Genomic DNA, 13513 nt, shown 5'->3' on the forward strand with positions numbered 1-13513 from the left:
AAAGCCAGCGGCTAGCGCTGGCTTTTCGGTTTGTTGGCGCTGCAATCAGCGGCGTGGGCGACCCTGTTGCTGCAGGGTGCTGGCTGCTGGGCGGGCTCCCGGAGTGATGTCCAGCACCACTTCGCTGTCGCCGCGGCGCACATCGAACTTGGCGGCTTCGCCGGGCTTGAGCGAGGCCACGGCCGTCAGCAGTTCGGAGACATTGCGGGTCGCGGTCTCGCCCACCTTGACGATTACGTCGCCGGGACGCATGCCGGCCTGGGCGGCGGGGCCGGCCTGCAGCACGCCGGTGATGATGACGCCGGCATCGGCCTTGACGCCAAAGGTTTCGGCCAACTCGGGCGAGAGCTCGTTGGGCTCCACGCCGATCCAGCCGCGCGTGACCTTGCCGTCCTTGACGATGCCGTCCAGCACCATCTTGGCTGTGGAGACGGGAATCGCGAAACCGATGCCCATGCTGCCGCCTGAGCGCGAGTAGATGGCCGTGTTGATACCCAGCAGATTGCCGTTGGCATCCACCAGCGCACCGCCGGAGTTGCCGGGGTTGATGGCAGCGTCGGTCTGGATGAAGTTCTCGAAGGTGTTGATGCCCAGCTGGCTGCGGCCCAGAGCGCTGATGATGCCGCTGGTCACTGTCTGGCCCACGCCGAAGGGATTGCCGATGGCCAGCACGCGGTCGCCCACAGCGACCTGATCGGAATTGCCCAGCACGATGACGGGCAGCTTGTCGAGCTCGATCTTGAGAATGGCCAGATCGGTCTCGGGGTCTGTTCCTATGATCTTGGCCTTGGCCTGACGGCTATCGGTCAGCGTGACCTCGATATCGTCGGCGCCTTCCACCACATGGTTGTTGGTGAGGATGTAGCCATCTTGACTGATGATGACGCCGCTACCCAAACCAGATTGCTCCTGCGGACCCTGATCGCCAAAGAAGAACTGGAACCAGGGGTCGTTGGCGCGCGGGTGGCGAACTGCCTTGCTGGTGTTGATGCTGACCACGGCGGGCGAGGCTTTGCGCGCGGCAGGCGCAAAGCTGCCGGGAGCGACTTCACCCGCTGGAGTGGATGGCGCCTGCAGCAGCGAAACACCGGCACTGCTACGGATATTTCCGCGCTGAAGCCAAGTGGGCTGTAGGGTAGCCACTACAAAATAGATAGCCACCAGCACGGTGACGACCTGCGAAAACAGCAACCAGGTGCGTTTCATGTAATGCGTATAGGTAGTGAGGGGAACAAGCCCACATTGTGAAGCATGGCTGCGCCAGGCGTCGAAGCGAACATTTGCTTGCAAGCAAATGCATAACGCAAAGCTTTGCAGAATGCAGGGCCCATGGCTATAGGACTGCAAGCACCTAAAGTTTTATGTGTCCAGGATATATGAGTGAAAACCCTAGAATGTTTTTTCGACTGCGCTTACGCCGCCGTTACTGAAGTGACTGCCCACAAGGTGCTCATATTTGGTCTGGTGTGGCTTTGCATCTGAAGCCCGCCGCAATCGGTCTGCCACTGCACGTTGACCCGTGATCAGCGGCCTTATCCGCGCTGTCCTGTTGTTCGATCTAGGAAACACCATGACTACGCTTGACCACGCTGCATCGGCTGACGCGCCGGCTGCAGCGACGAATCGTCTCCTGAACCGGGAGGACTACAAGACCCTGGGCTTATCGGCCCTGGGCGGAACGCTGGAGTTTTACGACTTCGTGGTGTTCGTCTTTTTTGCCAATGTGATTGGCAGCCTGTTCTTTCCAGCCTCGCTGCCGGAGTGGATGCGCCAGCTGCAGACGCTGGGCATTTTCGCGGCTGGCTATCTGGCGCGCCCCATCGGCGGCATTTTGATTGCCCACTTCGGCGACATCCTGGGCCGCAAGAAGATGTTCACGCTGTCGGTGTTCCTGATGGCCGTGCCCACGCTGGTCATCGGCCTGCTGCCGACCTATGAAACCATAGGCTTGGCCGCTCCCATCCTGCTGCTGCTGATGCGCGTGATGCAAGGGGCTGCCATCGGCGGTGAAATGCCCGGTGCCTGGGTGTTCGTGGCCGAGCATGCTCCCCAGAAGCGTTACGGCTTTGCGATCGGCGCACTGACCTCCGGCATTACCGGCGGCATTTTCCTGGGCTCCATCATCGGGGTCTGGCTCAACAGCACCTACAGCCAGGGCGAGATCCACGACTGGGCCTGGCGCATCCCCTTCATCCTGGGCGGTGTCTTCGGTCTGGTGTCGGTGTATCTGCGCAAGTTCCTGCACGAGACCCCCATCTTCCAGGAACTGCAGGCCCGCAAGGCCGCTGACCGCGAACTGCCGATAAAGACCATCTTGCGCGACCACCGGGAAGCCTGTGTCGTCGTGGCGCTGATGACCTGGGTGCTGTCCACGGCGATCGTGGTGGTGATTCTGTTCACACCAGCCTATCTGCAAAAGGTGTTCCACATCGAGCCTGCCATGGCCCTGAAGGCCAATGCCGTGGCGACCGTGACGCTGACCATAGGCTGCGTGTTCTGGGGCTGGCTGTCCGACAAGATCGGCACCAAGCTGACCATGCTCATCGGCTGGGGCGGCATGACGGCCACGGCCTATCTGTTCTACCTGAACCTGCCTGGCAACGAGGCATCGCTGATCTGCAACTATGCGACCGTGGGCTTCTTCGTGGGCTCCATCTCGCTGCTGCCCGTGGTGGGTGTGCGGGCCTTCCCGCCCGAGGTGCGCTTCACCGGCCTGTCCTTCTCCTACAACATGGCCTATGCCGTGTTCGGCGGCCTGACCCCAATGCTGGTGTCCGTGTGGCAGCAGGTGGATGTGATGGCTCCCGCCCACTATGTGGCGGCCATGGGCGTGCTGGGCATGGCCATGGGCTTCTGGCCTCTGGCCTGCAAGGGCTGGCAAGCCAAGAAGGCTTGAAGTCACTTGTTCTGATAAAAAGGAAAAGGGCAGCTCTGGGCTGCCCTTTTTACGTCTGTCAAAGCCTTGCTGGCCGGGTTTGCGTGCGGGCTTGGGCACAATCGAGTCATGAGCATTGAGCGAAACACCCTGTTATCCGTTTTCAACGGGCTGCTGCAGCCCGAACGCTTCAAGGACTACGGACCCAACGGCTTGCAGGTCGAAGGCAAGAGCGAGATTCGTCGCATCGTCAGCGGTGTGACGGCCAGTCGCGCCCTGATCGAGGCGGCGATCGAGGCCGAGGCCGATGCCATCTTCGTGCACCACGGTCTGTTCTGGCGCGGCATGGATGGTCGCATCACGGGCTGGCTCAAGGAGCGCATCCGTCTGCTGCTGGCGCATGACATCAATCTGTTTGCCTATCACCTGCCGCTGGATGCCCATGCCGAACTGGGCAATAACGCGCAACTGGGGGCCAGGCTCGGCGTGCGGGGCCAGGCGGCCTTTGGCGAGCAGAACCTGGGCTGGCTGGCCGATGTGGACTTTGCCGATGCCGCCGCTCTGGCAGGGCATGTGCAAAGCGTGCTGGGGCGAAAGGTGACGCTGGCCGGTGTGCAGGAGCACAAGCCGATCCGCAGGCTGGCCTGGTGCACCGGAGGGGCGCAGGGCTTTTTCGAGTCCGCGATTGCCGCCGGCGCCGATGCCTATATCACCGGCGAGATCTCCGAGCCCCAGATGCATCTGGCGCAAGAGATGGGCGTGAGCTTTATTGCTGCCGGCCATCATGCGACCGAGCGCTATGGTGCTCCGGCCGTGGCTGCCCATGTAGCCCGGGAGTGCGGGCTGGAGCACCGCTTCATCGATATCGACAACCCGGCCTGATCCGCTCCTGGACCTTCGTCTTTCACTTTTGATGGCTGCAAGCACTTTGGAACAGGAGGCTTGTGGCAACTCTGATGCCTATGTCCCTCATTGCTTCAACCCAAACCATCGCCATCACCCAGGGCGACTGCGCAGGCATAGGGCCTGAAATCATCGCCAAGGCTTTTCGGGCTGCGCCGCAGGCCATGCGCGGCTGCTTTGTAGTGGGCGAGTTGCAGACTCTGCGCCGGGCCACGGCGCTGGCCGCCAGGGCCGTCGACGGCGATCAGGCCATTGCCCAGCCCGTGGTGGTGATCGATGAGCCGGGCGAAGCCTGGTCTGTTCCGGAAGGTGCCGTCGCGCTGCTGAACTTGCCGGGGTTGGCGGGGCCTCAGCCCTATGGCCAGATTTGCGCGGCTGCCGGGCAGGCCGCGGCGCAATGCGTGGTCTGGGCTGCGCAAGCGGCTTTGCGTGGCGAGATTGCCGCTATGGTTACGGCGCCCTTGCATAAAGAGGCACTGCATCTGGCGGGCGTGACTTTCCCCGGGCACACGGAACTTCTGCAGGCCGAGGCGGCTGCCCATGCGGGCGTTTCGCTGGAGCAGATGCCGGTGCGCATGATGCTGGCCAATGACGAGTTGCGTACCGTGCTGGTCAGCATCCATGTGTCGCTGCGCGAGGCCATCGAGGCCGTGACCGGGCCGCAGATTCTGCAGACCTTGCGCATCACGCATCAGGCGCTGGGCAAGAGCCTGGGACGTACGCCTCGCATTGCCGTGGCAGGGCTCAATCCGCATGCGGGCGAGGGCGGCATCTTCGGATGTGAAGAAATCGAAATCATTGCTCCGGCGATCGCGGCAGCACAGGCCGAAGGCATGGATGTGCAGGGGCCGTTTGCGCCGGACACAGTCTTCATGCGGGCTCGAAATACGCCAGCCCACCCGGGTGAATTCGATGTGGTGTTGGCGATGTACCACGACCAAGGGTTGATCCCAGTCAAATATTTGGGTGTGGAAAAAGGCGTCAACGTGACCTTGGGCTTGCCGCTGGTACGCACCAGTCCCGACCATGGCACGGCCTTTGATATCGCCGGTCAGGGAGTGGCCGATGAGGCCAGCCTGCTTGAAGCCGTGCATATGGCCCGCAGCCTGGCGAGTTGATGGGGCTTCAACTGCTGGTTCACCAGTCGTCAATGCTTCAGGCATCCAAGCACTTGCCGGATGGATTCATGCAGTGTGCTGGGTCGCGCTGAATGCTCGATGCCATGAAAAAAGCCTGCTGGAGGTCAGCAGGCTTTTCATCACTGGGCTGAACGCTCTCAGGCCTTGCGATTGAGGCTGTCGCGGATCTCGCGCAGCAGCTGAATGTCTTCGGGCGTAGCGGGTGCTTGCTCCGGTGCAGGCGGAGCCTCGCGCTTGAGGCGGTTTATCTGTTTGACCATCATGAAAATGATGAAGGCCAGAATCACGAAGTTCACCGCAACCGTGATGAAGCTGCCATAGGCAAATACGGGAATGCCGGCTTTTTTCAGCGCATCCAGAGTGCGTGGAACTCCTTCGGGCATGGTGCCCAGAACGACGAACAGGTTGGAAAAGTCCAGCTTGCCGAAGAGCAGGCCCACCAGAGGCATGATGAGGTCGTTGACCACGGAATCAACGATTTTCCCGAACGCGCCGCCGATGATCACGCCCACGGCAAGATCCATGACGTTTCCCTTGATTGCGAACTCGCGGAATTCTTGCATCATGCCCATAAGCAGTTCCAGTCACTAAGAGTTTGAGATAGCGCAGTATTGCGTGACTTTGGCGGTTGTCAACGTCGGACTGGGGCTGGAATAACCATAACCCCACCGCTAGAATTTGCAGTTGACCCCAAATCAAGCGATGTACTTCGAGGAAATCCATGAGTGACTCTCCAGTCGACTCCAGCAAGCGCACGTGGATCATCACGTCAGCATGTGCTGGTGCCGTGGGCGGTGTGGCAACGGCCGTCCCTTTTGTGAGCTCCTTCCAGCCTTCTGAAAAAGCCAAAGCAGCAGGTGCTGCGGTAGAGGTGGATATCTCCAATCTCAAGGATGGTGAGAAGCTCACCGTCGAGTGGCGTGGCAAGCCGGTGTGGATCATCAAGCGCACACCCGAGCAGCTCAAGGACCTGCCAGGCCTCGATGGCGAACTGGCAGACCCGACCTCGGCGCGTCATCCCGAAGAGTTCACGCCGCCCTATGCGCAAAATGAAGCGCGCTCCATCAAGCCTGAAATCCTGGTGGTCGTGGGCATCTGCACCCACCTGGGCTGCTCTCCCACCGACAAGTTCGTCGCCGGGCCCCAGCCTTCGCTGCCTGCAGACTGGAAGGGCGGTTTCCTCTGCCCCTGCCATGGCTCCACCTTTGACATGGCCGGCCGGGTGTTCAAGAACAAGCCAGCGCCGGACAACCTGCAAGTGCCGCCACATATGTATCTGTCCGACACCAAGCTGCTGATTGGTGAAGACACCAAGGCAGCCTGAGGGAGACAAGAACAATGGCTCACGAATTCAAGCAAATCGACCCTAACTCCACAACCGGAGCGAAGGCCATGAACTGGCTGGAGAACCGGTTTCCGACGGCATTCGATGCGTACCGCGTCCATATGTCGGAGTACTACGCTCCCAAGAACTTCAACTTCTGGTACATCTTCGGCTCGCTGGCGCTGCTGGTGCTGGTGATCCAGATCGTCACCGGCATCTTCCTGGTGATGCACTACAAGCCCGATGCCGAAAAGGCGTTTGCTTCCGTGGAATACATCATGCGTGATGTGCCCTGGGGCTGGCTGATCCGCTACATGCACTCCACAGGCGCCTCGGCGTTCTTTGTGGTGGTCTATCTGCATATGTTTCGCGGTCTTCTGTACGGTTCTTACCGCAAACCGCGCGAACTGGTCTGGATCTTCGGTTGCGCCATCTTCCTGGTGCTGATGGCTGAAGCCTTTATGGGCTATCTGCTGCCCTGGGGTCAGATGTCGTACTGGGGCGCCCAGGTGATCGTGAACCTGTTCTCCGCCATCCCCTTTGTCGGTCCCGATCTGGCTCTGCTGATCCGTGGCGACTATGTGGTGGGCGATGCGACTCTGAACCGCTTCTTCAGCTTCCACGTGATCGCCGTGCCTCTGGTGCTGCTGGGTCTGGTCGTTGCGCATTTGCTGGCGCTGCACGACGTGGGCTCCAACAATCCCGACGGTATCGAGATCAAGGGCCCGAACGCGCCCAAGGATGAAAAGGGCCGCCCTCTGGATGGGGTGCCCTTCCACCCTTACTACACGGTGCATGACATCTTTGGCGTGACGGTGTTCCTGTTCCTGTTCTCGGCCGTGGTGTTCTTTGCGCCCGAGTTCGGCGGCTACTTCCTGGAGTACAACAACTTCATCCCCGCCGACCCGCTCAAGACGCCCAATCACATTGCCCCTGTCTGGTACTTCACGCCCTTCTATTCGATGCTGCGTGCCATCACCAGCGAGATGATGTATGTGCTGATCGCCTGCGTGGTGCTGGGTGCAGGCTACGGCATTCTCAAGTCGCGCCTGCCTGGTTTTGCCAAGGGCGCCGTCGCCATCGTGGCCCTGGGTGCCATCGCCATGATGCTGTCCATCGACGCCAAGTTCTGGGGCGTGGTTGTCATGGGTGGTGCGGTCATCATCCTGTTTGCCTTGCCCTGGCTCGATTGCAGCCCGGTCAAGTCGATCCGCTATCGTCCCAGCTGGCACAAATATGTGTATGCAGTGTTTGTGGTGAACTTCGTCGTCCTGGCTTATCTGGGGGTGCAGCCTCCGTCGCCGGTGGGCGAGAAGGTGTCGCAGGTCGGCACGCTGTTCTACTTCGGCTTCTTCCTGCTCATGCCCTGGTGGAGCCGCTTGGGTGAAACCAAGCCCGTGCCCGAGCGTGTCACCTTCAAGCCTCACTGAAGCAGGAGAGAACAAGAATGAAGAAACTGATTCTGACCCTGGTTGCAGCCCTGGGTATTGCCGGCGCTGCGCAAGCTTCTGAAGGCGGCATCCACTGGGACAAGGCGCCAGTCAACACCAGCGACACGGCATCCCTGCAAAATGGTGCCAAGATCTTTGTCAACTACTGCCTGAGCTGCCACTCCGCTGCCTTCATGCGTTTCAATCGCTTGAAGGACATCGGTCTGACCGATCAGGACATCAAGGACAATCTGTTGTTCACCACCGACAAGGTAGGTGAGACCATGAAGGCAGCCATCAATCCCAAGGAAGCCAAGGAGTGGTTCGGTGCCAACCCGCCCGACCTGACCGTGATCGCGCGCTCGCGTGCCGGCTCGGGCGGCTCGGGCGCTGATTACCTGTATACCTTCTTGCGTACTTTCTATAGGGATGACACCAAGGCCACGGGCTGGAATAATCTTGCCTTTCCCAGCGTAGGCATGCCGCATGCGCTGTGGGAGCTGCAGGGTGAGCGTCGCGCCATCTTCGAAGAGCATGACGACCATGGAACTAAGACCCAGGTCTTCAAGGGTTGGGAGCAGGTGTCTCCTGGCAAGATGAGCGCAGTGCAGTACGATCAGGCAGTTGGCGATCTGGTGAATTACCTGCAATGGATGGGGGAGCCGGCTCAGAACACCCGAACCCGTATCGGGGTGGGCGTGTTGATTTTCCTGGCCTTCTTCATCTTTATCGCTTGGCGCCTGAATGCCGCGTTCTGGAAAGACGTGAAATAGGCTTTGCCGCCGTGCAGAAGTTGTCTGCAGCCAAACCGTGTTAGTGCAGAGTGGGGTGCCGTGGGCAACCCACTCTTTTTGATTTTTAGGAGTCTCCACCATGATGGTGCTTTATTCGGGAACGACTTGCCCCTTCTCACACCGCTGCCGCTTTGTGCTGTTTGAAAAAGGCATGGATTTCGAGATCCGCGATGTGGACTTGTTCAGCAAGCCCGAAGAAATCGCCGTGATGAACCCCTATGGTCAAGTGCCAATCCTGGTCGAGCGCGACCTGATCCTGTACGAGTCCAACATCATCAACGAGTACATCGACGAGCGCTTTCCCCATCCCCAGCTGATGCCTGGCGACCCTGTGGACCGTGCCCGTGTGCGCCTGTTCCTGCTGAACTTCGAAAAGGAACTGTTCGTGCACGTGAGCGCTCTGGAAGAGCGCAACGTCAAGGGCAATGAAAAGGCTCTGGAGAAGGCTCGTGCCCATATCCGTGACCGTCTGACCCAGATGGCGCCCATCTTCCTGAAGAACAAGTACATCATGGGCGAGAACTTCTCCATGCTGGATGTGGCCATTGCTCCCCTGCTGTGGCGCCTGGACTATTACGGCATCGAGCTGTCCAAGAATGCTGCCCCTCTGCTCAAGTATGCCGAGCGCATTTTCTCGCGCCCCGCTTACATTGAAGCACTGACTCCCTCTGAAAAGGTCATGCGCAAGTAATTGCACATGAGCGCAGAGCGGGCATGTTGAAGGGCTCTCCTTCATCTGCCCGCTTTTTTGTCTTTGCAATCTTCTGGATTTGATTCGTCAGGAAATGAGATGACAGCCCCTGAAACGACTTCAACCCGTCCGTATCTGCTGCGGGCATTATTTGAATGGTGTACCGACAATGGTTTGACGCCGCATATTGCCGTGCGCGTGGACCGCAGCACCCAGGTGCCCATGGAGTTTGTGCGTGATGGTCAAATCGTGCTCAACATCAGCTATGACGCGACCAGCGGCCTGCTGATCGGCAATGAGTATGTTGAATTCAAGGCACGCTTTGGCGGCCAGCCACGGGAAATCATGGTGCCTGTGGCGAACGTCATGGCCATCTATGCCCGCGAGACCGGCCAGGGCATGGCCTTCCCGCCCGAGGAGGACGAAGTCCCCGAGGACGACGATGCGCCATCGATGGAGGATGCCGAGCCCGACATGGAGTCGGATGAGGAGTCCTCGGCCGAGCGTGTGGTGCAACTGGTTCCCGTCAAGGCGGAAGCAGAAGCTTCCGGCGAAGATGATGCTCCTCGTACGCCGCCACCCGCAGGTGGTCGTCCGGCGCTCAAGCGTGTGAAGTAGTCCGGCCAGTGTTTTTGCCGGCAGATCGGGAAATTTCAGGATTCTTCTTTTGGGGCTGAATTTCTACGTTAGAATTCAGTCTTCGCCGGTTTAGCTCAGTTGGTAGAGCACCCGCCTTGTAAGCGGTAGGTCGTCAGTTCGAATCCGACAACCGGCACCAAACAAATAGGTCTCTTCGGAGGCCTTTTTTGTTTTTCTGCCTCTAAAAAGGTCCTGTCAGGCCTGAACCTTGATGCGGATGCTGTTGACAGCCCAGCCTTTGGTGCGCAGATGAGCCGCCATGGCCGGCAGCAATTGGCGCACTTTGGCCGCAGCAGCGTTGTTTTTCACAATCAGGCACCAGCCGTCTTCATCAATGGGGCCGGCCTGCAAGCTGGCGCGCAGCATGGGCGGAACCAGGGGTAAAACGGCTTTGAGCCGGTTGCTGGAGTCCTGAGTCAGTGCTGCCAGGCGCGCCAATGTGGGAGAAGACTCCATGGCATTGATGGCAGTTACGGCGTGATGGCGGCGAACAATGGTCATGCGAGCGGCAAACAGTTGGGCAAGGGCAAGCCCGAGCTTAGCTCAGCCGAGAATGAATGCCGCAGTGCCGGCTATTTGCGCGCGCGGTGCAATCCCATACGTGCTCTGGAGTGGCGAAAAGCCAAGGCAGGCTTGCGCGGTTAGAATCATTTTTTGGTCCTGTCCCTGTTTGGGGTGCGTCAGGAGGTTTTTTCACCCATTTCGGGTGTGGCTCTTGACTGCCGCAGGGACGGCCCCATCTGAAGACCAACAATCAAGGGATTCTGGACACATTGCTTTGCGCAACAGGCAAAAAAGCAATGTGCCTTCGCACGCATGGCCACCAATTTCCTCACCAAACTGTTCGGCAGCCGCAATGACCGGTTGCTCAAGCAATACCGTAAAACAGTCGCTCGCATCAATGCGATGGAGCCTGAGTACGAAAAGCTCAGCGATGAGGCATTGCGCGCCAAGACGCAGGAGTTCAAGGACCGCGTTGCCAAGGGCGAGGCGCTGGACGAGTTGTTGCCCGAAGCCTTTGCCGTAGTGCGTGAAGGCTCCAAGCGCGTCATGAAGATGCGTCACTTCGACGTGCAGATGCTGGGCGCCATGGCGCTGCATTACGGCAAGATTGCCGAAATGCGCACCGGAGAAGGCAAGACGCTGACCGCGACGCTGCCCGTGTACCTCAATGCCCTGTCGGGCGAGGGCGTGCATGTCGTGACCGTCAACGATTACCTGGCCAATCGTGATGCCACGACCATGGCTCGCCTCTACAACTTCCTCGGCCTGTCGGTGGGCATCAACCTGCCCAATCTGTCGCGTGAACAGAAGCAGCAGGCCTACAACTCCGACATCACCTACGGCACGAACAACGAATACGGCTTCGACTACCTGCGTGACAACATGGTGTATGAGCCCGGCGACCGCGTGCAGCGCGTGCTGAACTACGCCATCGTCGACGAGGTGGACTCCATCCTGATCGACGAGGCGCGTACTCCGTTGATCATCTCCGGTCCGGCCGAAGATCACACGGCCATGTACGTGGCCATGAATCAGATCGTGCCGAATCTGGTGCGTCAGGAGGGTGAAGCCGATCCCCGCACGGGTGAAGGCGTGACCAAGCCCGGCGATTTCACGGTCGATGAGAAATCCCATCAGGTCTACCTGACCGATCAGGGCTATGAAGCGGCCGAGCGCCTGCTGGCCCATGCCGGCCTGATCGCCGAAGGCTCGTCCCTGTACGACCCCTCCAACATCTCTCTGGTGCATCATCTGTACGCCGCGCTGCGTGCCAACCAGTTGTATTTCCGCGACCAGCACTATGTGGTGCAGAACGACGAAATCGTGATCGTGGACGAGTTCACCGGCCGTCTGATGGCCGGCCGCCGCTGGAGCGATGGCCTGCACCAGGCCGTGGAAGCCAAGGAAGGTGTGGCCATCCAGGCCGAGAACCAGACCATGGCCTCGATCACCTTCCAGAACTACTTCCGTCTCTACAAGAAGCTGTCGGGCATGACCGGTACGGCCGACACCGAAGCCTACGAATTCCAGGAAATCTATGGCCTGGAAACCGTGGTGGTGCCGCCCAACAAGCCCAGCAAGCGCCAGGACCAGCTCGATCGCGTCTACAAGACCACCAAGGAAAAGTACGACGCGGCGATCAAGGACATCCGCGAGTGCTACGAGCGCGGCCAGCCTGTGCTGGTCGGCACGACCTCGATCGAGAACTCCGAAATCATCGACCAGCTGCTGACCCGCGAGAAGCTGCCCCATCAGGTGCTCAACGCCAAGCAGCATGAACGCGAGGCCGACATCATTGCCCAGGCGGGCAGCGAAGGCATGATCACCATCGCCACCAATATGGCCGGCCGTGGTACCGACATCGTGCTGGGCGGCAATATCGACAAGCAGCTCAAGGCCATCGAGAGCAACGAGGCACTCAGCGAGACCGAGCGCAACCAGCAGATCGAGCAGCTGCGTGCCGACTGGCAAGTGGCCCACGACAAGATCGTGGCACTGGGTGGTCTGCGCATCATCGCCACCGAGCGTCATGAATCGCGCCGTATCGACAACCAGCTGCGCGGCCGCTCGGGCCGCCAGGGCGACCCCGGCTCTTCGCGTTTCTATCTGAGCCTGGATGACCAGTTGATGCGCATCTTCGCGGGCGACCGTGTCAAGGCCATCATGGACCGCCTGAAGATGCCCGAAGGCGAAGCCATCGAGGCCGGCATCGTGACCCGCTCCATCGAGTCGGCGCAGCGCAAGGTCGAAGCACGCAACTTCGACATGCGCAAGCAACTGCTCGAATATGACGACGTTGCCAACGACCAGCGCAAGGTGATCTACCAGCAGCGCAACGACATTCTGGATTCCACAGACCTGAATGGCATGCTGGCCGCCATGCGCGAGGACGTGATCACCGACCTGGTGCGTCAGTACGTGCCGGCCGAGTCCATGGAGGAGCAGTGGGATGTGCCCGGCCTGGAGAAGGCGCTGGCCAGTGAATGGCAGATCGATCTTTCCTTGCAGCAGGACGTGGCGGGTTCCGAATCCATCACCGACGAAGACATTCTGGAGAAGGTCGTCAAGGCAGCCCACGATCTGTTCGACGCCAAGGTGTCCTTGATCGGCCAGGAGAACTTCACGCAATTCCAGCGCGCCGTGCTGCTGCAGAGCTTCGACACCAACTGGCGCGATCACCTGGCCGCGCTGGACTATCTGCGCCAGGGCATTCACCTGCGCGGCTATGCCCAGAAGCAGCCCAAGCAGGAATACAAGCGCGAGGCTTTCGAGCTGTTCCGCCAACTGATCGATCAGGTCAAGACCGAAGTCACCCGCGTGCTGATGACGGTCCAGGTCCGCTCGCGCGAAGAGATGGACGAAGCCGCCGTCGCCATGAACGAGCGCGGCGCGCAGAGCCTGGAGCACATGAGCTATGCCTCGCCCTCGGAAACCGAAGGCATGAGCATCGAGGACGACGTGATGCTGGCCGAGCCTCTTGCCATGCCCGAGGGCGTGCACGTGGGCCGCAACGACCCTTGCCCCTGCGGCAGCGGCAAGAAGTTCAAGCTTTGCCACGGCAAGCTGTCCTGACCCCCTGAGGCGCTTGGCGCCTTCCCCCTGAAGGGGACTCATTGCGGTGGCGCCCCTTGCTGGCCGTCTCTGGCTTGGAGCATGCGTTATCGAACAACACGGGCTGCGGCCCGTGTTTGCATTGGGGCGCAGCTTTTTGCGC

12 protein-coding genes and 1 tRNA gene are annotated in these 13513 nt (G+C 60.0%); 10 read left to right on the plus strand and 3 right to left on the minus strand.

Translation table 11 applies throughout. From position 1 onward, the window contains the following. Window positions 1-45: 45 nt before the first annotated feature. Window positions 46-1206, minus strand: a complete 1161-nt coding sequence (locus MPZ60_RS03915) for a trypsin-like peptidase domain-containing protein (RefSeq protein WP_034357502.1) — start codon at window positions 1204-1206, stop codon at window positions 46-48. Between the two features lie 364 nt (window positions 1207-1570). Between MPZ60_RS03915 and MPZ60_RS03920 the strand changes: the two genes are divergently transcribed. The 3 genes from MPZ60_RS03920 (at window position 1571) to pdxA (ending at window position 4896) form a co-directional block, all read left to right on the plus strand. Further along, entirely contained in the window at window positions 1571-2896 is a 1326-nt protein-coding gene (locus MPZ60_RS03920) for an MFS transporter (protein ID WP_034357504.1), read from the plus strand. A 108-nt stretch (window positions 2897-3004) separates the two neighbouring features. Continuing rightward, entirely contained in the window at window positions 3005-3757 is a 753-nt protein-coding gene (locus MPZ60_RS03925) for a Nif3-like dinuclear metal center hexameric protein (protein WP_080746188.1), read from the plus strand. A gap of 80 nt (window positions 3758-3837) precedes the next feature. Further along, on the plus strand, window positions 3838-4896 hold the full coding sequence (gene pdxA, locus MPZ60_RS03930) for a 4-hydroxythreonine-4-phosphate dehydrogenase PdxA (protein WP_080746189.1): 1059 nt from the start codon (window positions 3838-3840) through the stop codon (window positions 4894-4896). A gap of 158 nt (window positions 4897-5054) precedes the next feature. Here pdxA and mscL read toward each other — a convergent pair whose 3' ends face one another. Further along, complete coding sequence (mscL, locus tag MPZ60_RS03935; protein ID WP_034357508.1) at window positions 5055-5489, minus strand: large conductance mechanosensitive channel protein MscL; 435 nt, start codon at window positions 5487-5489, stop codon at window positions 5055-5057. Between the two features lie 149 nt (window positions 5490-5638). On the opposite strand from mscL, the gene petA reads away from it, so the two are divergent. The 6 genes from petA (at window position 5639) to MPZ60_RS03965 (ending at window position 9934) form a co-directional block, all read left to right on the plus strand. Further along, window positions 5639-6241, plus strand: coding sequence for a ubiquinol-cytochrome c reductase iron-sulfur subunit (gene petA / locus MPZ60_RS03940; protein ID WP_034357510.1), 603 nt, complete (start codon window positions 5639-5641; stop codon window positions 6239-6241). Window positions 6242-6255: 14 nt separating this feature from the next. Then, window positions 6256-7671, plus strand: coding sequence for a cytochrome bc complex cytochrome b subunit (locus tag MPZ60_RS03945; protein ID WP_003062172.1), 1416 nt, complete (start codon window positions 6256-6258; stop codon window positions 7669-7671). Between the two features lie 17 nt (window positions 7672-7688). Then, window positions 7689-8444: a cytochrome c1 gene (locus MPZ60_RS03950; protein WP_003062174.1), complete on the plus strand. Its 756-nt coding sequence runs from the start codon at window positions 7689-7691 to the stop codon at window positions 8442-8444. Window positions 8445-8544: 100 nt separating this feature from the next. After that, window positions 8545-9156, plus strand: a complete 612-nt coding sequence (locus MPZ60_RS03955) for a glutathione S-transferase N-terminal domain-containing protein (RefSeq protein WP_003058564.1) — start codon at window positions 8545-8547, stop codon at window positions 9154-9156. A gap of 99 nt (window positions 9157-9255) precedes the next feature. Then, the gene (locus MPZ60_RS03960; RefSeq protein WP_034357512.1) at window positions 9256-9774 is read left to right on the plus strand and encodes a ClpXP protease specificity-enhancing factor; all 519 of its coding nucleotides are present in this window, start codon (window positions 9256-9258) and stop codon (window positions 9772-9774) included. Between the two features lie 84 nt (window positions 9775-9858). After that, window positions 9859-9934: transfer RNA gene (locus MPZ60_RS03965), tRNA-Thr, on the plus strand. Between the two features lie 56 nt (window positions 9935-9990). Here the strand turns inward: MPZ60_RS03965 and MPZ60_RS03970 are convergent. Further along, the gene (locus tag MPZ60_RS03970) at window positions 9991-10296 is read right to left on the minus strand and encodes a hypothetical protein (protein ID WP_003062178.1); all 306 of its coding nucleotides are present in this window, start codon (window positions 10294-10296) and stop codon (window positions 9991-9993) included. A gap of 315 nt (window positions 10297-10611) precedes the next feature. Between MPZ60_RS03970 and secA the strand changes: the two genes are divergently transcribed. After that, on the plus strand, window positions 10612-13371 hold the full coding sequence (gene secA / locus MPZ60_RS03975) for a preprotein translocase subunit SecA (RefSeq protein ID WP_034357514.1): 2760 nt from the start codon (window positions 10612-10614) through the stop codon (window positions 13369-13371). Window positions 13372-13513: the final 142 nt, after the last annotated feature.

Source organism: Comamonas sp. 7D-2 (assembly GCF_022749555.1).
In the GTDB taxonomy this organism is placed as follows: Bacteria; Pseudomonadota; Gammaproteobacteria; order Burkholderiales; family Burkholderiaceae_C; genus Comamonas; species Comamonas thiooxydans.

Coding starts and splice junctions, on each gene's coding strand:
- MPZ60_RS03915 (WP_034357502.1), bottom strand. CDS start 1,206: ATGAAACGCACCTGGTTGCTGTTTTCGCAGGTCGTCACCGTGCTGGTG.
- MPZ60_RS03920 (WP_034357504.1), top strand. CDS start 1,571: ATGACTACGCTTGACCACGCTGCATCGGCTGACGCGCCGGCTGCAGCG.
- MPZ60_RS03925 (WP_080746188.1), top strand. CDS start 3,005: ATGAGCATTGAGCGAAACACCCTGTTATCCGTTTTCAACGGGCTGCTG.
- pdxA (WP_080746189.1), top strand. CDS start 3,838: ATGTCCCTCATTGCTTCAACCCAAACCATCGCCATCACCCAGGGCGAC.
- mscL (WP_034357508.1), bottom strand. CDS start 5,489: ATGGGCATGATGCAAGAATTCCGCGAGTTCGCAATCAAGGGAAACGTC.
- petA (WP_034357510.1), top strand. CDS start 5,639: ATGAGTGACTCTCCAGTCGACTCCAGCAAGCGCACGTGGATCATCACG.
- MPZ60_RS03945 (WP_003062172.1), top strand. CDS start 6,256: ATGGCTCACGAATTCAAGCAAATCGACCCTAACTCCACAACCGGAGCG.
- MPZ60_RS03950 (WP_003062174.1), top strand. CDS start 7,689: ATGAAGAAACTGATTCTGACCCTGGTTGCAGCCCTGGGTATTGCCGGC.
- MPZ60_RS03955 (WP_003058564.1), top strand. CDS start 8,545: ATGATGGTGCTTTATTCGGGAACGACTTGCCCCTTCTCACACCGCTGC.
- MPZ60_RS03960 (WP_034357512.1), top strand. CDS start 9,256: ATGACAGCCCCTGAAACGACTTCAACCCGTCCGTATCTGCTGCGGGCA.
- MPZ60_RS03970 (WP_003062178.1), bottom strand. CDS start 10,296: ATGACCATTGTTCGCCGCCATCACGCCGTAACTGCCATCAATGCCATG.
- secA (WP_034357514.1), top strand. CDS start 10,612: ATGGCCACCAATTTCCTCACCAAACTGTTCGGCAGCCGCAATGACCGG.